Origin of the sequence: Streptomyces candidus (assembly GCF_014207445.1) — a bacterium.
In the GTDB taxonomy this organism is placed as follows: Bacteria; Actinomycetota; Actinomycetes; order Streptomycetales; family Streptomycetaceae; genus Streptomyces; species Streptomyces candidus.
Window position 1 is genome coordinate 22,489 of record NZ_JACHEM010000016.1, and the last position, 18,352, is coordinate 40,840.

The 18,352-nt window shown below is 69.5% G+C and carries 13 protein-coding genes; 10 read left to right on the forward strand and 3 right to left on the reverse strand.

What is annotated here, in order from left to right; all coding sequences use genetic code 11:
• Window positions 1–82: 82 nt before the first annotated feature.
• A complete protein-coding gene (locus HNQ79_RS26805) occupies window positions 83–964 on the reverse strand; it encodes an SMP-30/gluconolactonase/LRE family protein (RefSeq protein ID WP_185035440.1) in 882 nt (293 codons plus the stop codon).
• Window positions 961–1,734, reverse strand: a complete 774-nt coding sequence (locus HNQ79_RS26810; protein ID WP_185035441.1) for an IclR family transcriptional regulator — start codon at window positions 1,732–1,734, stop codon at window positions 961–963. The genes HNQ79_RS26805 and HNQ79_RS26810 overlap by 4 nt, the downstream gene beginning before the upstream one ends.
• Window positions 1,735–2,062: 328 nt before the next feature.
• Here HNQ79_RS26810 and HNQ79_RS26815 point away from each other — a divergent pair, with 328 nt between their 5' ends.
• The 7 genes from HNQ79_RS26815 (at window position 2,063) to HNQ79_RS26845 (ending at window position 10,595) form a co-directional block, all read left to right on the forward strand.
• Window positions 2,063–3,217, forward strand: a complete 1,155-nt coding sequence (locus HNQ79_RS26815) for a mandelate racemase/muconate lactonizing enzyme family protein (RefSeq protein ID WP_185035442.1) — start codon at window positions 2,063–2,065, stop codon at window positions 3,215–3,217.
• Window positions 3,214–4,242 (forward strand): zinc-dependent alcohol dehydrogenase, encoded by a 1,029-nt coding sequence (locus tag HNQ79_RS26820; protein WP_185035443.1) that lies wholly within the window; start codon window positions 3,214–3,216, stop codon window positions 4,240–4,242. The genes HNQ79_RS26815 and HNQ79_RS26820 overlap by 4 nt, the downstream gene beginning before the upstream one ends.
• A 120-nt stretch (window positions 4,243–4,362) precedes the next feature.
• A complete protein-coding gene (locus HNQ79_RS26825) occupies window positions 4,363–5,394 on the forward strand; it encodes a hypothetical protein (RefSeq protein WP_185035444.1) in 1,032 nt (343 codons plus the stop codon).
• 4 nt (window positions 5,395–5,398) lie between these two features.
• The gene (chvE, locus tag HNQ79_RS26830) at window positions 5,399–6,517 is read left to right on the forward strand and encodes a multiple monosaccharide ABC transporter substrate-binding protein (protein WP_185035445.1); all 1,119 of its coding nucleotides are present in this window, start codon (window positions 5,399–5,401) and stop codon (window positions 6,515–6,517) included.
• A 32-nt stretch (window positions 6,518–6,549) separates the two neighbouring features.
• On the forward strand, window positions 6,550–8,091 hold the full coding sequence (gene mmsA, locus HNQ79_RS26835; RefSeq protein ID WP_185035520.1) for a multiple monosaccharide ABC transporter ATP-binding protein: 1,542 nt from the start codon (window positions 6,550–6,552) through the stop codon (window positions 8,089–8,091).
• A gap of 49 nt (window positions 8,092–8,140) precedes the next feature.
• Window positions 8,141–9,376: a multiple monosaccharide ABC transporter permease gene (gene mmsB / locus HNQ79_RS26840; protein ID WP_185035446.1), complete on the forward strand. Its 1,236-nt coding sequence runs from the start codon at window positions 8,141–8,143 to the stop codon at window positions 9,374–9,376.
• Between the two features lie 49 nt (window positions 9,377–9,425).
• Entirely contained in the window at window positions 9,426–10,595 is a 1,170-nt protein-coding gene (locus HNQ79_RS26845) for an aldose epimerase family protein (protein WP_185035447.1), read from the forward strand.
• Window positions 10,596–11,070: 475 nt separating this feature from the next.
• On the opposite strand, the gene HNQ79_RS26850 is transcribed toward HNQ79_RS26845, so the two are convergent.
• Window positions 11,071–14,151 carry a glycoside hydrolase family 3 C-terminal domain-containing protein gene (locus HNQ79_RS26850; protein WP_185035448.1) on the reverse strand — a complete coding sequence of 1,027 codons (3,081 nt, stop codon included), beginning with the start codon at window positions 14,149–14,151 and terminating at the stop codon, window positions 11,071–11,073.
• 343 nt (window positions 14,152–14,494) lie between these two features.
• Between HNQ79_RS26850 and HNQ79_RS26855 the strand changes: the two genes are divergently transcribed.
• The 3 genes from HNQ79_RS26855 (at window position 14,495) to HNQ79_RS26865 (ending at window position 18,308) form a co-directional block, all read left to right on the forward strand.
• Entirely contained in the window at window positions 14,495–16,222 is a 1,728-nt protein-coding gene (locus tag HNQ79_RS26855) for an extracellular solute-binding protein (RefSeq protein WP_185035449.1), read from the forward strand.
• A 65-nt stretch (window positions 16,223–16,287) separates the two neighbouring features.
• On the forward strand, window positions 16,288–17,337 hold the full coding sequence (locus tag HNQ79_RS26860; RefSeq protein WP_229923437.1) for an ABC transporter permease: 1,050 nt from the start codon (window positions 16,288–16,290) through the stop codon (window positions 17,335–17,337).
• Entirely contained in the window at window positions 17,334–18,308 is a 975-nt protein-coding gene (locus HNQ79_RS26865) for a carbohydrate ABC transporter permease (RefSeq protein WP_185035450.1), read from the forward strand. The genes HNQ79_RS26860 and HNQ79_RS26865 overlap by 4 nt, the downstream gene beginning before the upstream one ends.
• The last annotated feature ends 44 nt before the right edge of the window (window positions 18,309–18,352 follow it).

Genomic DNA, 18,352 nt, shown 5'->3' on the forward strand with positions numbered 1-18,352 from the left:
CGTACGCGCGTCACGGATGTGCGGTTGCGAAGAGCCTTGCAGGGCCCGGAAGCAGGGTACGCGAACGCCGCGGGTGCTCCGCTCACCCCCCGAACGCCGGGGTCACCAGGCCCTGTCCGGCGTCCGGCACGACGAGAAGTGAGCCCGCGTACGGGTGCGCGTTCTCGCCCAGGCCGGTGCGGGCGGTGGTGATGTACAGGTCGCGCAGGCCGGGTCCGCCGAAGGCGCAGGCGGTGGGACGGGAGGTGGGCAGCGTGATCGTACGGTCCAGGACGCCGCCGGGAGTGTAGCGGCGCACCTGGCCGCCGTCCCAGAGGGCCACCCAGACGCATCCGTCGGCGTCGACGGTGAGCCCGTCGGGAAAGCCCGCGCCGTCCTCGATCCGTACCAGTTCACGGCGCTCCGCGGGGAGTTGGCCGTCCATGCGGCAGACGTCCACGCGGCGGGTGGGGCTGTCGATGTAGTAGACGAGGCTGCCGTCCGGACTCCAGCCCGTTCCGTTGCTCACGGTCACAGAAGGGAAGATTTCCGTGACGGCGCGGGTGCCTGCCGCGGCGGCCGTCGCGGGTGCGAGGCGGACGAGTGCGCCGCCGCCCTTCGCCTCGTCGTAGCGCATGGAGCCCGCCCAGAGCGATCCGTCGGGGGCGACGGCCGCGTCGTTTCCACGCCGTCCGGGTACCGGGTCATGCAGCAGCCAGCGGAAGTTGGTACCGTCGGCGTCGTAACTGCCCACTCCGTCGCGGAGGTTGACGACCAAACCACCGGCCGTACGGGGCTTTGCCGCGCCCACGTGCTGCTCGGTGGCCATGACGGTGCGCCGCCCGGAGGCCGGGTCGTACGTGTGGACCCGTGAGCCGAGGATGTCCACCCAGATCAGCCGGCCGGTCACCGCGTCCCAGGTGGGCCCCTCGCCGAGCCGGGCCCGTTCCCGTACGGCCGGCTCGGCGGTCTTCGCGGCGCTCATCGCGGCGTCCCCCGGTACCCGAGCCGCAGGGACAGGTCGGCGGCGCCCTTGGCCGCCAACTCGCCGAGTTCGCGCTCGCGTTCCTCGCTCCACCGGATCATGGGCACCGATACCGACAGCGCCGCGACGACCCGGCCCGAGCTGTCGCGCACCGGGGCGGCGACACAGCTGACGTCGGGGTTGGACTCGCGGTGCTCCACGGCCAGCCCGCGGGCGCGGATGTCCGCGAGCGCGGCGCCCAGGGCGTCCGGTTCGGTGATGCTGTTGGGGGTCATCGCGGCGAGTTCGCGGCCGTCGATACGGGTGCGCAGTTCGCTCTCGGGGAGGGAGGCCAGCAGCATCTTGCCCACGGAGGTGCAGTGCGCGGGGAGCCTGCGGCCTGCGGCGGAGACCATGCGGACCGCGTGGGTGGAGTCGACCTTGGCGATGTAGATGACGTCGGCGCCCTCCAGAACGGCGACGTGCACGGTCTCGTCACAGGTCTCGGCGACCTCGCGGGCGACGTTCTGGCCCTCGGCCGCCAGGTCGAGCTGCTCGGCGTAGCGGCTGCCCAGCTGGTAGGTGCGCACACCCAGCCGGTAGCGGCCCGGCTGCTCGGGCACGGGCACCAGGTAGCTGCGGGCGGCGAGGGTGGTGACGAGTTCGTGCACGGTGGTGCGGGGCAGCCCGAGCTTGCGGGTGATGTCCGGTGCGGAGAGCGTTCCGTCGCCCTCCAGGAACAGTTCGAGTATGTCCAGTGCCCTGGTCACTGCGGGGACATGGCGTCCCATGGCCGTCCACCCACCCTCTGCGTCTCGTTGGCTGTGATGTGTTCGAGATTCCGGCGGTCGACCGGTATGACGAACGAAGATTAGCCCCGCCGGGCCCGACCGGCAACGGTCGGACCGCGACGCCGGGCCGGCAGGCACCCGGCGGGACCGGACCGGCGGGCCCGCGCGGCGGCGGAGCGGGGCCGCCGCACCCGGCTCGAAGAGGTCTCGGTCGTACCCATTGACACCCCCCGGGCCTGCTGACTACGGTCACGCCAACATTTCGAACGCGTGACGAAATCTCGAACGAGCACAGAGAGCACAACCGTACAACTGAGGAGCAACTGCCGTGCGCATCACGGGAATTACCACCCACGTCGTCGGGACACCCTGGCGGAATCTCACGTATGTCCTCGTCCAGACCGATGAGGGGCTGACCGGGGTCGGCGAGACGCGCATGCTCGGCCACACCGACGCGCTGATCGGCTACCTCGGTGAGGCCGCGGCCAACCACATCGTCGGTTCCGACCCGTTCAACACCGAAGATCTCGTACGTCGTATGAAGTACGGCGACTACGGCCGGGCCGGCGAGATCGTCATGTCGGGCATCGCATGCATCGAGATGGCCTGCTGGGACATCAAGGGCAAGGCGCTCGGCGTCCCGGTCTGGCAACTGCTCGGCGGCAAGGTCACCGACAAGGTCAAGGCGTACGCCAACGGCTGGTACACCACCGAGCGGACACCGGAGGCGTACCACAAGGCGGCCCGCGCCGTCATGGAGCGCGGCTACCGCGCCCTGAAGATCGACCCGTTCGGCACCGGCCACTTCGAGCTCGACGCCGAACAGAGCCGCTACGCGGTCTCCCTGATCGAAGCGGTGCGGGACGCGATCGGCCCGGACGCCGAACTGATGCTGGAGATGCACGGCCGGTTCAGCCCGTCCACGGCGGTGCGGCTCGCCAAGGAACTGGCCCCCTTCAAGCCCGCGTGGCTGGAGGAGCCGGTACCGCCGGAGAACCTGAAGGCCCTCCAGAAGGTGGCCGACAAGGTCGACATGCCGGTCGCGACGGGTGAGCGCATCCACGACCGCATCGAGTTCCGCGAGCTCTTCGAATCGCAGGCCGTCGACATCATCCAGCCGGACCTCGGTCACATCGGCGGCATCATGGAGACCCGCAAGCTCGCCGCGACCGCCGAGACGCACTACATGCTCGTCGCCCCGCACAACGTCGGCGGTTCGGTCCTGACCGCCGCTTCCCTCCAGGTCGGCTTCTCCACCCCGAACTTCAAGATCCTGGAACACTTCAACGACTTCGCCGACGCGGAGATCAAGAAGGTCGTCAAGGGTGCGCCGCAGGTGGACCCGGAGACGGGCTGCTTCGAGATCTCGCACGCGCCGGGCCTCGGTGTGGAGCTGGACGTGGACGCCGCCGCCGAGTTCCCGCAGCAGCAGGCGCGGTTCGACCTGTGGGCCGAGGGCTGGGAGAAGAGGGCACCCAAGTGAGTCCTGGCGCACGGCCCGGTCGCGCGCTCGTCATCGACGGGCCGGGCCGGCACCGCCTGACCGAGACGGAACCGGCCCGGCCGGGCCCCGGCGAGGCGCTGGTGGAGGTCGCCGCCGCGGGGATCTGCATGAGCGACCGCGAGGTGTACGAGGGCCGGCGCGACCCGGGCTTCGTGCGCTACCCGGTGGTGCCCGGACACGAGTGGTCCGGAACGGTCGTCGCGGTCGGGACGGGCGTGGAGCCGTCCCTGGTCGGCCGCCGGACGGTGGCCGAGGGCTTCCGGGCGTGCGGGACGTGCGAGCGGTGCCGGTGCGGCGAGACGAGTCTGTGCTCCGGCGGGTACGCGGAGACCGGGTTCACCGAGCCCGGCGCCTTCGCTGACCATGTCACCGTACCCGCGCGGCTGTTGCACCTGCTGGACGACGACGCGGACCTGCGCGCCGCCGCACTGCTGGAGCCCGCCGCGGTGATCGCCGCCGCCGTGCGGGCCGGCCGGCCGCGGCCCGGTGAGCGGATCGCGGTGGTCGGCGCGGGCACCCTGGGGCTGCTCGCCGTGCAACTCCTGACGGCGTCCTCACCGGCCGGGCTGACGGTGGTCGACCCGCGCTCGGCACGCGGCGAACAGGCGCGGCGCTTCGGCGCGACCGAGGCGGTGACCCCCGAGGAGGCGGAGACGTCGAACGGGAGCTACGACCTGGTGATCGAGACGGCCGGTGCGCCGACCACGGCCGCCTCGTCCTGTCTGCTGGCCAGACGGGGCGGCCGGGTCGTGCTGACCGGCATGTTCACCCCGGGCGCGGTGGGCATCGACCCGGTGCACCTGTCGCTCAGCCAGCTGGAGGTGCGCAGTGTCTTCGGGGCTCCGTCGTGGGCCTGGTCGGACGCGGTGCGGGCGTTCGGTCTCGGACTGCTCGACCCGGCGCCGCTGATCACCCATGAGTTCCCGCTGGAACGGTTCGCCGACGCCATCGCCCTGGTCGGCGGCGGCGACCCGAAGACGGGGAAGGTGCTGCTGCGCCCCTAGGACTGTGCGGCGGCACGGAGTTGCGCACGCCGCCTCCGTGCCGCTGCACGCTTTCGTCGTGCCGCACGCCTTTCGATCCGACCACTGTCCGACATATCGAACATGAAAATACGGAGCACCATGTCTCATACACCAGACACGCCGCGTGATGCATCGGATACCGCACACCCTGTATCAGGCACCCCGCGCCGCCCCGGTGCCGACGCACTCGCCCGACTTGGTCACGCGTTCCCCGCCGTCGACCCCGCCGACACCTCCGCACACACCTTTCCCGACGGCGGCACCTGGCGCACCGAGATTCCCTCCGTCGAGGGCCCCGAGGCACTGGCCGTCGTTCTGAAGGAGACCGCGCATCTGGACGTTCCCGTGCACCGGATCAGCCAGGGCAGCGGCATCTGGATGCTCACGGACGACGACATCACCGAGATGGTGGACGGCTGCGCCTCCCGGGACATCGAGCTGTGTCTGTTCACCGGGCCCCGCGGGACGTGGGACATCGGCGGCTCCACCCGTACCGACTCCGGCGGCGGCGGACTGCGCGCACGCGGGCACGACGCACTCGCCGGCTGCGTCGAGGACGCGGTCCGGGCCACCGAGCTGGGGGTGCGCTGCCTGCTCGTCGCGGACGAGGGCGTGCTCTGGACGCTGCACCGGATGCGGGTCGCGGGCCTGCTCCCGGCCGACACCACCTTCAAGCTGTCCGCCCTCACCGGCCCGGTGAACCCCGCGTCGTACGCGGTGTACGAGCAGCTCGGCGCGGACTCCCTCAACGTCCCCTCCGACCTGACCCTCGACCACCTCACCGAGATCCGCCGGGTCAGCGGTGCCCCCATGGACATGTACGTGGAGGCCCCCGACGACCTCGGCGGGTACATCCGGATGTACGAGGCGGCCGAGCTGATCCGGCGCGGCGCTCCGCTGTACCTGAAGTTCGGGCTGAGCCGCTCCCCCGGCATCTACCCTTACGGCGCGCAGCTGCGCGAGACCGCTCTCGCCACCGCCCGCGAGAGGGTACGGCGCGGACGTCTCGTACTGGACCTGCTCGCCCGGCACGGGGCGGACGGCAACATGTCGCCGCTCGGTTCCCGCAACCCCGGTGAGCTGCGCCGTTTCCCCGTGTCGCCCGCCACACCCGTACCGGAAGGAGACTGACCCGATGCGCACCCGCATGCACGCGGCGACGTTCGCCGCCGCCGCCCTGCTCCTCGTCTCGCTGACCGCCTGCGGTCAGGAGGCCAGGGGCGGCAGCCGCTACAAGGCCGACACCGGCAAGGGCGGCACGATCGGGCTCGCGATGCCCACCAAGGCATCCGAGCGCTGGATCGCCGACGGCCAGAACATGGCCAAGCAGTTCGAGAAGGCCGGTTACCAGACCGACCTTCAGTACGGCGACGACAAGGTCGAGAATCAGATCGCCCAGATCGAGAACATGATCACCAAGGGCCGCAAGCTCCTGGTGATCGCCGCGATCGACGGCGCCGCCCTCACCGAGGTCCTCCAGCGCGCGCACGACGCGGGCATCCCGGTGATCAGCTACGACCGGCTGATCCTGGGCACGCCGTATGTCGACTACTACGCGTCCTTCGACAACGAGCGGGTCGGCGAGCTCGAAGGCAAGTACATCGTCGAGAAGCTGCAGCTCGGCGAACCGTCCGCGGAGGCGGCCAGGCGCGAGTCGCACTCGATCGAGCTGTTCGCGGGTTCCCCCGACGACAACAACACCAAGTACTTCTGGAACGGCGCCCTCAAGGTCCTCCAACCGTATCTGAAGACCGGTCAGCTCGTCGTCCGCAGCGGTCAGACGAAGATGAACCAGGCGACCACCCTGCGCTGGGACGGCGGCACCGCGCAGAAGCGGATGGACGACCTGATCAGCAAGAACTACGGTGAGCGGCGCGTCGACGCGGTGCTCTCCCCGTACGACGGCATTTCGATCGGCATCATCTCCGCGCTGAAGAGCGCCGGTTACGGTACGAAGAGCCGGCCGCTGCCGGTCGTGACCGGCCAGGACGCCGAGCTGGCATCGGTGAAGTCCATCATCGGCGGCGAGCAGACGCAGACCGTCTTCAAGGACACCCGCAAGCTGGCCGCCCAGGCGGTGGCGATGGGCGACGCCGTACTGAACGGCAGGAAGCCGGAGGTCAACAACACCACCGACTACGACAACGGCAAGAAGATCGTGCCGTCGTATCTGCTGAAGCCGGTCAGCATCGACAAGTCGAACACGCAACTCCTCGTCGACGAGGGGTACTTCACGGCGGAGCAGCTCAAGTGACGGCCCGTCCAACGGCGGCTGCCGTGCTGGAGATGCGCGGCATCACCAAGACGTTCCCCGGGGTGAAGGCGCTCTCCGAGGTCGGCCTGACCGTGCGCGCGGGCGAGATCCACGCGATCTGCGGTGAGAACGGGGCCGGCAAGTCGACCCTGATGAAGGTGCTGAGCGGGGTGTATCCGCACGGCAGCTACGACGGCGAGATCCTCTTCGAGGGAGCACCGGTCGCGTTCAAGGACATCCGGGCGAGCGAGCGCCACGGCATCGTCATCATCCATCAGGAGCTGGCGCTCGTGCCGTATCTGTCCATCGCCGAGAACATCTTCCTCGGCAATGAACAGACGGGCGGAAAGCGGGGGTTCGTCGACTGGGACGACACCCTGCGCAGGGCCGCCGCCCTCCTCAAGCGGGTCGGTCTGCGCGAGAAGCCGCAGACCCCCGTCGCCGACATCGGTGTGGGCAAGCAGCAGCTCGTGGAGATCGCGAAGGCGCTCGCCAAGGAGGTGAAGCTGCTCATCCTCGACGAGCCGACTGCCGCGCTCAACGACGAGGACAGCGCCAAGCTCCTCGACCTCATCGTGGAACTGCGCGAACAGGGCATCGCCTGCATCATCATCTCGCACAAACTCAACGAGATCCGGCAGATCACGGACGCGGTGACGGTACTGCGCGACGGCCGCACCATCGAAACCCTGACGGTACGTCAGGCACCGTCGGACGCTGCGGAACTGTCGGAGGACCAGATCATCCGGTCCATGGTCGGCCGCGACCTCGACCACCGCTTCCCCGACCGCACCCCCTACCCCGGCGAGGACGCGGGCACGACGGCCCTGGCCGTGCACGGCTGGACCGTCCGCCACCCCGTGGATCAGCAGCGCAAGGTGGTCGACAACGTTTCCCTCACCGTCCGCCGCGGCGAGATCGTCGGCATCGCGGGTCTGATGGGCGCGGGGCGCACCGAGCTGGCGATGTCGGTCTTCGGCCGCTCGTACGGCCGGTACGAGGCCGGCCGGGTCGAGGTCGGCGGACGCGAGGTGAGCACGAAGACCGTACCGGCGGCGATCGGGGCGGGCCTCGCGTACGTCACGGAGGACCGCAAACAGTACGGCCTCAACCTCATCGACAACATCAACCGCAACATCTCCCTCGCCTCCCTGCCCGGGATGCGGCGGCACGGCGTGGTCGACGAGCACCACGAGCGGCAGGTGGCGGAGCGGTACCGCACCTCCATGAACATCAAGACCCCGACGGTCTTCGAAGAGGTCGGACGCCTCTCCGGCGGCAACCAGCAGAAGGTCGTCCTGAGCCGGTGGATCCACGCCGACCCCGACGTCCTGATCCTCGACGAACCCACGCGCGGTATCGACGTCGGCGCGAAGTTCGAGATCTACACGGTGATCGACAAGCTCGCCGCCGAGGGCAAGGCGGTGCTGTTCATCTCCTCCGAACTGCCCGAACTCCTCGGCATGTGCGACCGGATCTACACGATGGCGGAGGGCCGGCTGACCGGTGAGGTCGCCAGGGCGGACGCCACCCAGGAGGCGCTGATGCGCCACATGACGAAATCCCGTACATGACGTCCGCCGCGTGCCCGACCACGTCCTGACCCGAAGCTGAGGCCCCGCCATGACCACCGCCACACCACCACTCCGCAAGGACGCACCCGACGAGCCCGCGGACGCCCGCCCCTCGGCCGTCGCCGCGCTCCTGAACAGCATGCGCGCAAACATGCGCCAGTACGGCATGCTCGTCGCCCTCCTGTTCATCGTCGTCCTCTTCCAGATCTGGACCGACGGCACCCTCCTGCTGCCCAACAACGTCTCCAACCTGATACAGCAGAACGGCTACATCCTCATCCTGGCGATCGGCATGATGATCGTCATCATCGCCGGGCACATCGACCTGTCGGTGGGCTCGCTGGTCGCCTTCGTCGGCGCGATGTCCGCCGTGATGATGGTCAAGCACGACATGCCGTGGGTCCTAGCCCTGGTCCTGTCACTGCTCATCGGAGCGGTCGCCGGGGCCTGGCAGGGGTACTTCATCGCGTACCTCGGCATCCCGTCGTTCATCGTGACGCTGGCCGGAATGCTGCTCTTCCGCGGTCTGACGCAGATCGTGCTGGAGGGGCAGTCGCTGGCCCCGTTCCCCGAGGGCTTCCAGAACATCGCCAAGGGCTTCATCCCCGAGATGGGCCCGTACACCCAGTACCACAACCCGACGCTGCTGCTCGGCGCGGTCGTGCTCGTCGTTCTGATCCTGCGCGAAGTACGCGACCGCAAGCGTCAGATGGCGTACGACCTGGAGGCGGTGCCGAAGGGCCTGTGGATCACCAAGTGCGTGGCGATCGCCGCCGCCGTGATCGCGTTCACGCTCACCCTGGCCAGCTTCCACGGCGTCCCCGTCGTGATGCTCATCATGTGCGCGCTGCTGATCGGCCTCGGTTACGTCATGCGCAACGCGGTCGTCGGCCGCCACGTCTACGCCCTCGGCGGCAACAAGGCGGCCGCGAAGCTGTCCGGCGTCAAGGACAAGCGCGTCATCTTCCTGGTCTTCGTCAACATGGGCGTCCTGGCGGCACTCGCCGGCTGCGTGTACGCGGCACGACTCAACGCGGGCACCCCGCAGGCCGGCCTCAACTTCGAACTCGAAGCGATCGCGGCCGCCTTTATCGGCGGAGCGTCCATGAGCGGCGGCGTCGGCACCGTGATGGGCGCCGTCATCGGAGGCCTCGTCCTTGGCGTACTCAACAACGGCATGTCGCTGGTCGGCATCGGCACCGACTACCAGCAGGTCATCAAGGGCCTGGTGCTGCTCGCCGCGGTCGGCTTCGACGTGTGGAACAAGCGCAAGGCCGGTCGCTGACCCCCTTGCGCGCCAACTCGCCTCTCCGGAAAGGCACATGCACATGGACATGAGCACAAGCAGGAGAACGGTACTCGCCGCGGCGGCCGCAGCGGGCCTGACCGCCGCCACCGCCGGCACCGCGTACGCGAAGCCGTACGCCCAGCAGAACAGGCACCCCGTGAAGCCCACCCGCGAATCCTTCGGCACCCTCCCCGACGGCACCCGCGTCGACCGCTGGACCCTGGAGAACGGCGGCACCCGCCTCAAGGTCCTCTCCTACGGCGGCATCGTCCAGTCCCTCGAACTCCCGGACCGGCGCGGCGAACTCACCAACGTCTCCCTCGGTTTCGACCACCTCGACGGCTACCTGACCGCCACCGCCTTCTTCGGCGCGCTGATAGGCCGGTACGGCAACCGCATAGCGAACGGCCGTTTCACTCTCGACGGCCGCACCCATCAACTCTCCGTCAACGACGGCGAGAACAGCCTGCACGGCGGAGCGCAGGGCTTCGACAAGCGGATGTGGGACGTGGAGCCGTTCGCCGACTCCCGTGCCGTGGGCCTGCACCTCCACCGGGTCAGCCCGGACGGCGAGATGGGCTACCCGGGAACACTGCGCGTGAAGGTCACCTACACCCTGACCGAGCGCGGCGACTGGCGCATCGACTACACGGCGACCACTGACAGGGCCACCGTCGTCAACCTCACCAACCACGCCTACTACAACCTCGCGGGTGAGGGCAGCGGGGACATCCTCGGTCACGAACTCACCCTGAAGGCCAACAGGTTCACGCCCACCGACGCCGGACTGATACCCACGGGCGAGCTGGCCCGAGTGGCCGGTACGCCCTTCGACTTCCGTACGGCGAAGACCATCGGCAAGGACATCCGCACCTCGCACCCCCAGCTCGTCACGGCGAAGGGCTTCGACCACAACTGGGTCCTGGACAAGGGCATCACCGCCCGCCCGGAGCACTTCGCCACCCTGCGCGACCCCGGCTCCGGCCGCACGATGCGCATTTCGACGACCGAGCCCGGCGTCCAGTTCTACTCGGGCAACTTCCTGGACGGCACACTGACCGGGCCCTCCGGGCGCACCTACCGTCAGGGCGACGGCCTGTGCCTGGAGACCCAACACTTCCCGGACTCCCCGAACCACCCGAAGTTCCCGTCGACCGTGCTGCGCCCGGGAGGCACGTACCGCTCGTCGACGGTGCACAGCTTCTCGGCGCGCTGACGACTGTCGCCCCCCTGATCCGGCCTGCGGGGGTCGGGGACTGTCCGTGCGCGGTCTGTCGCACACCTCGCACGTGACTCCGGGCGTACTCAGCCGAGTCGGGGGCACAGGCGAGGGTGTACGGAACAGCGCGGTCGCACGCGCCTCCGACGCCCGAAGACCGGGCCCCGCACCTGTCGTGGGGGCGGGAGCGGCGGCCCCCGGTGGCCGGGGGGCGGCTTGGTGGTCAAGGATCACGAAGGCGCCCCCGGCCACGACGGCCGGTCCGACCGCGTACGCGAAGTCGCTTGCCCGAGCGTCCGGTTCGTACCCCGCCCCGGTGTTGTCCGCGGACAACAAACCGGCGGACCACGAACCGGCGGACCACGAACGGGCAGACCACGAACGGACCGACAAAACAGATCTCGTGTACGACCGCAGGAAGGCCCGGCACCGTGTCGCGTAACGGTGCCGGGCCTCCTGCCTCTCCGGACCCTCAGCCGGAGAAGTCGATGTGCGCGAGCCTGAGCGGGCCGCGCATTTCCACCCGCAGGTCGCGGACGCCCTCGGCCTCCACCCGGGTGCGCAGGGTGGTGTAGTCGTAAGGTCCCGCCGTGGGCGGGACGTCGACGGTGACGGGAACCGCCCCCGGGCCGGGCGCCCAGAGGGTGACGGTTCCGCTCCCTGCCACGGTCAGCGTCGCGTCCAGTACGGGAAGCCGGCCGAAGTCGCAGTCGCGGTAGAGAAGTTCGCCGGACGCGGCGTCGTCGGCCGGGTCCGCGGGCGAGACGCAGTCGCCGCGCGTTCTCGTGCGGTCCAGGATGACGGTGGCGACGCACTCGTCGTAGTCGACGGCCTCGATGCCACGCTCCAGAACCGGACGCGGGCCCTCGTGTGTTCCTTCGACGCGCAGCGGCACGGACTGGCGCAGGTCGGTGCAGGACGCTCCGGCCAGGAACTCGTACACGCCCGGTTCAAGCGTCCAGCGGTGGTGCGCCACGCTCCAGAATTCGAGGACGGACAGCGGGAGCTCGAACGTCAGGCGGCGTGAGTCACCGGGCGCCAGGCGCAGCCTGCGGTGCCCGGCCAGTTCACGCAGGGGGCGCACGGTGACAGGCGCGGCGGCCCGTACGTACAGCTGGGCCACCTCGTCGGACTCCGTGGCTCCGGTGTTGGTGACCGTGAACGCCACCCGCAGCCGCAGCGGGCCGTCGGCGTCCTGGCTGCGCTCGACGGTCATGTCCGAGTAGTCGAACGTGGTGTACGACAGGCCGTGGCCGAACGGGTAGAGCGGCGCACCGTCGAAGTAGAGGTAGGTCTGCCGGCTGCCGATGATGTCGTAGTCGTACAGGTCGGCGAGGTCGCCGTCGGAGGCGTACCAGGTCTGGGGCAGCCGTCCCGCCGGGGAGATGTCGCCGGCGAGGATGCGGGCGAGTGCCGTGCCCGCGGCCTGGCCGCCGTGTGCGGTCCACAGGACGGCGGGCAGTTCGGCGGCCGCTTCGGGCAGGGAGTACGGGTAGGAGGAGACCAGCACGAGGACGGTGCGGGGGTTGGCGGCGTGGGCCGCGCGCCAGATCCGGTGCTGGGACTCGGGCAGGCCGAGGGTGGTGCGGTCCTCGGTCTCGCGGCCGTTGATGTGCGGGTCGTTGCCGAGGAGGACGACAACCACGTCGGCCTCGGAGGCCGCGCGGGCCACCTCGTCCGCGCCGTGTTCGACGGTCTCCACGGTGAAGACCGTGCCCGTGGCCGGTGCGGCATCGGCCCCCGTGGCCCGTCCACCGGTGGCGTCGTTGTGCTGGTCGCTGTCCGAACCGGTGGCTTCGCCGGCCGGGCCGGTGGCCGTGCCCGGGTCCGGTGGGCCGTTTTCGCCCGGAGGTTTTTCGTCCGCGACGGCAACCTTGACGCCGTCGGCGGCGACAACGACATGACCTCCCGTTCCGAGGTGCCGAAGGAGGTGACCGCCCACGTGCCCCTCACCAACGACGTCCGTGCCGCTTCCCCCGGTCCGGTGTACGAGACGGAATGTCTCCTGTACGACCCACCCGCCGGGCTGTTCCGCGGAGGCGCGCACGAAGCCGTCGTCGGCGACCGACAGATAGCGGCCGTCCGCAGCGCGCAGGGTGAGGACACCGTTGCCCCAGTCGGAGAGGGTGAACACGGTGTTCGGGTCGTCGGCGTCGTCCGTCACGGTCAGTGGCGGCAGATCCGTACGGCCTGCCAGCAGGGCGGGGTCCAGGGAGCCTGCCGCCCCGAGCGGCCCGTCGCCCCGCGCGTCGCCGCTGTCGGGCGCCCGCAGCAGCCCGTCGGCACATCGCAGCCGGACCCGGTCCGCGCCTTCGGCGCAGGTCACCTGCCCCGCACCGAAGCGCTCCCGCAGTCCGTCGAGCGGGGTGCTCCGGTGCAGCAACGCGCCGCTGTACCAGTCGAGTTTGCACTCGTCGGCCAGTGGGCCCACGACTGCGAGCCGCAGGCGGGGCACGGTCGCCGGGTCGAGCGGCAGCACGCCGTCGTTCTTGAGGAGGACAGCCGCCTGCTCGGCGGCCTCCAGGGCGAGCGCCCGGTGTTCGTCGGTGTCGAAGGCCCCGGCGCGCAAGGCGTCGTCCGCTCCTGTGCCGTCTCTCTCCGGTTCCGGGTCGAATTCGCCCAGCGCGAGTCGGAGATGGAGGTGCCTTCGTGCCGCGGCGTCGATGTCCTCCTGGTCGACAAGGCCGCGCCGCAGCGCACCCTGCAGGCGGGCGAGGATCACCGTGGAGTCGGTCCCGTGGTCCGTAAAGCTGTCGACACCTGCGCGCAGGGACGCGGCCGTCGCTTCCTCGTGGGTGTCGAAGTAGTGCTCGCAGTCGACGAGGTTGCTGGGTGCGCCCGCGTCGGAGCACACGAGGAGCGGCTGGTCGGTCCAGATGCGCAGGTGCTCGCGCAGGTACGGGGAGACGTGGTTGGGGCGGCCGTTGACCAGGTTGTACGCGGGCATGACACCGGCCACCGCGCCCGCTTCGACGGCGCCCCTGAAAGCGCGCAGGTCGTACTCGTGCAGAACGCGCGGGCTGACCGAGGCGGACGAAGTCGCCCTGTTGGTCTCGTTGTTGTGGGCCAGCCAGTGCTTGAGGACAGGGGCGGTGCGCCAGCGGTGCGGGTGGTCGCCGCGCAGCCCTCGGGTGTAGGCGACGGCGATGGCAGTGGTCAGCGTGGGGTCCTCGGAGTAGCCCTCCTCGCCGCGCCCCCACAGGGGGTTGCGCAGCAGGTTGACCGTGGGGGCCCAGACGTTGAGGCCGACCCGGCCGTCCTTGGCGTGCATGGCTCGGATCTCGGCGGCGACGGCCCGGCCGACGCGGCGCACGAGTTCGGGGTTCCAGGTGGCGCCGAGGCCTACGGCCTGCGGGAAGACGGTGGCGGGTCCCATCCAGGCGACGCCGTGCAGGGCTTCCTGTCCGGTGCGGAACGCCGCGACGCCCTCGTGTGCCACGGCCGGCGCGAACTGGTGGAGCAGCGCGACCCGTTCGCCGGGCGTCAGCCGTGCGAGGAGGTCTTCGACGCGCTCGGCGTCGGACAGCCGGGGATCACGGAAATCAGGTGTCACGAACGGTTCCCCCTGCGGACGTACGAACGTCGGGTCGTGCCCGGGAGCATGCGTCGGCACCCAGGTCGACACCTGCACCGGGCAGGGATTTTTCGAAGCGCTTCGATGCTGGTGCGCACCCGGGTCCACTGTCAAGACATCCCGCCCCTCCAAGTCCTACTGGCAAGGCAGCCGTTGGCCGTCGCCACAGAATTACCGCCGTCAGGAATCTTGCACACGACCCTTGTGCGGCCGTATACCGTGACCTAGCCTCGCAGCAGATTCGAAGCGCTTCGACGCCGGGTGCGGCCTTCTTCCGCCGCCGACCACCGGGCGTCCTGGTGCGCCACGAAGGGTTGACGCAATGACGCCGAACACCTCCCCCGCCCCGAGAGTCCCGGACGCCCCTGCGGCACCGGAGGCCACAGGGTCACCGAGGAGGAGAACCTTCCTCTCCTCCTCGGCTCTCGCCGCCGTCGCGGTCGCCGGCGGACTCCCGCTCCTCTCCGCCTGCAACAACGCGAAGGACGGAAAGAGAGAGGAGGGCGCCACCACCGGTAAGAACGCCAAGGCCCTGCTCCCCACCTACGTGGCGCTGAACCTGGTGGCCCCGGACATCCCGTCCAAGAACGGCTCGCCGGTCGGTTTCACCCAGTCGATTCCCAGCTCGGCCCTCAAGACGGCCGTGCCGGAGAAGCTCGGCAAGGGCAGCACGTTCAAGATCATGGCCCCGTTCTGGGGGTCCCCGCCCGCCGCCGACAACCCGTACTACCGGGCCGTGAACGAGGCCGCCGGAGTGCGGGCCGTCTTCCAGAACCAGGACGGCAACGTCTACGCGGACAAGCTCGGCGCCGTCCTGGCCTCCAGCACCATCCCCGACGTCGTGGTGATCCCGGCCTGGAACCTGACCGGCAAGATACCCACCGCCGTCAACGCCAAGTTCGAGGACCTCGGTCCGTACCTCTCCGGCGACAAGGTGAAGAAGTACCCCAACCTCGCGGCGGTTCCCACCGACGCCTGGCAGCGGTCCATCTTCGGCGGGGTGCTGCGCGGCGTCCCGATGCCCGCGTCGAACGTCATCAATATCGTGCCGTACTACCGCAAGGACATCTTCGACGCCAAGGGGTACCAACTACCGGAGAGTGCCGACGAGTTCCTGTCCTTCGCCAAGGACATCACCGCCGCGAAGTCCAAGGTGTGGGCCTGCGACGACATGAAGTGGGCTTCGTTCTCCATCTTCGGCGTCCTGTCGGGCGGCGACAAGGCGCTGATGTGGGACATGGTGGACGGGAAGCTGGTCCACCGGGTGGAGACGCCGCAGTTCCTGGAAGCCCTGGAGTGGACGCGCAAGCTGTACGCCTCCGGGGTGGTCCACCCGGACGCACGGGTGAAGAACCAGGGCGACGCGGGCAACCGGTTCACCGCGGGCCAGTCGCTGATCTACACCCAGGACATCTCGCACTGGTACGCGAAGACCGCCGAACAGCGCCTGCAAAACCCGGAGTTCGCCATGGGCGCCATGGACTACTTCCACCACGACGGCGGGGACCCGAAGCTTTACGCGGTGCAGCCCGCGAGCATCTGGACCTTCATCCGCAAGGGCGCACCGAAGGCGATGGTCGAGGACTTCCTGGCGCTGGCCAACTTCTGTGCCTCGCCCTACGGCAGCAAGGAGCGCCGGCTCACCGAGTACGGTGTCGAGGGAGTCCACTACACGCTCACCAAGGGCGAGGCAGTCAAGACCGAGAAGGGAAACCTGGAGGTCAACGGCGCCTTCGACTACACCGGCGACCCCGCCGTGTTCATCGCCCATCCCGACCTGCCGGAAGTCGCCAAGGGCCAGCTCGAATGGCTGCAGCGGATGGGTTCCTTCACCAGGAAGAGCGCGTTCTACGGGTTGACCGTCACCGAGCCGAACCGCTGGGCCACCCTCGACGCCGACTTCGAAACCCTGGAGGACGACGTCGTGCGCGGTCGCCGCAAGGTCGCCGACATGCAACAGGCCGTCGCCGACTGGAAGAGCAAGGGCGGCGACAAACTCCGCGACTGGTACCGCAAGCTGCTCGACGACACGGGGGCTGCAAGGGGCTGACCGCACGCCGACCGCCCCGGCCCGCCCGACGTATCCCCGCAAGGCCCCCGCAAGGAGAGAAACCCGTGTCACACAGCACGGTGCCGGAGACGCCGCCGGCCACCTCGGGCGCGGATCCGGCGAAGCATCCCGCCCCGCCCCCACCGCAGCCCACCGGCGAATCCCCCGCGCCGCCCCCCGCTGTCCGCCGCCCCTCCCTGCGGGAGCGGCTGCGGCGCGACCGGGTCATGCTGCTGATGGTGACGCCCGCGGTGCTGCTCGTCGGCGTCTTCCAGTACATCCCCGTCCTCGGTAACGTCGTCGCCTTCCAGGACTACGACCCGTACCTCAGCGACAACGGCTTCGCCGCGATGCTGGAGAGCCCGTGGGTCGGGTTCGAACAGTTCGAGCGGATCTTCGCGGACTCGGCCTTCTGGGACGCGGCGAAGAACACCCTGGTGCTGTTCTTCCTCCAGCTGGTGCTGTTCTTCCCCATACCGATCCTGCTCGCCCTGCTCATCAACAGTGTGGTGCGCCCCCGGGTGCGCGCGGTCGCCCAAGCCGTCCTGTATTTGCCGCACTTCTTCTCCTGGGTGCTGGTCATCAGCGTCTTCCAGCAGATATTCGGCGGCGCGGGCATCATCGCGCAGACCCTGCGCCAGCACGGCGTCGAGGGCTTCGACCTGATGACCGACCCCGGGATTTTCAAGTTCCTGGTGACCGCCGAGGGCGTATGGAAGGACGCGGGCTGGGGAATCATCGTCTTCCTCGCCGCGCTCGCCTCCGTCCCTCCCGACCTGTACGAGGCATCCGCGATGGACGGGGCGAACCGCTGGCGGCGCATGTGGCACGTCACCCTGCCCGCACTGCGTCCCGTGATCGCGCTGCTCCTCGTCCTGCGGGTGGGCGACGCGCTCAGCGTCGGCTTCGAGCAACTGCTGCTCCAGCGGGACGCGGTGGGGCCGGAGGCCGCCGAAGTGCTCGACACGTACGTCTGGTGGAACGGCGTACGCAACCAGGACTTCGGTTACGCGGCCGCCGCCGGCCTCATCAAGGGCATCGTCGGCATCGGGCTGGTCCTCACCGCGAACAAGGTGGCCCACCTCATGGGCGAGCAGGGGGTGTACAAGAAGTGAGCACCACCGAACGCGCCACCCCGCCGGACTCCGTACGGACGGCTCCCGGCGCCCCGGTACGCGCCGCACGCCACCCCTGGTCGGCGCCGCCGCGCCCCGTCTGGGAGGAGCCTCCCGCCGGGACCGGGCTCGCGGCGAAGGCCGTCGTCCTGACGGCGGCCTGCCTCGCGGTCCTGTTCCCGCTGTGGATCGTGGTCGTCACCAGCCTGTCCTCGATGAAGACCATCACCGAGGCGGGTGGGCTGGTGGTCGTTCCCCGCGACCTGACCTTCATCGCGTACCAGGAGCTGCTGAGCGGCGGCCAGGTCCAGCGGGCCGCCCTGGTCAGCCTGGGGATCACGGTCGTGGGCACGCTGTTCTCGATGACGGTGTCCGTGCTGTGCGCGTACGGGCTGTCGCGGCCCGGGTCGCTCGCCCACCGGTGGGTACTGGCGATGCTCCTGGCCACGATGTTCTTCGGGGCCGGACTGATCCCGACGTACCTGCTCGTGCAGGCGCTCGGCCTGACCGATTCGTACCTCTCGCTGATCCTTCCCAGCGCGGTCAGCATCTTCAACATCCTGGTACTGCGGGCCTTCTTCATGAACATCTCGACCGAACTCATCGACAGCGCCCGCATCGACGGCGCGGGCGACCTGAGGATCCTCTGGAAGATCGTGATGCCGTTGTCCCGGGCGGTGATCGCGGTGATCGCCCTGTTCTACGCGGTCGGGTACTGGAGCGCCTGGTTCAACGCGTCGCTCTATCTGTCCGACCAGTCGATGATGCCGCTCCAGAACGTCATGATCCAGATCGTCCAGAAGCAGGAGCCGCCCACCGGGCTCGGTCAGGCGATCAAGACCAATCAGCTCTCGCCGCTGTCCGTGCAGATGGCCGTCATGATGCTGGCCCTGGTGCCGGTCGCGGTGATCTCACCCTTCGTCCAGAAGCATTTCAGAAAGGGCATGCTCACCGGCGCGGTCAAGGGCTGAGGGGTCGGCACGCCGGGCTCCTCCCGCGGGGCCTCGTATGCCCT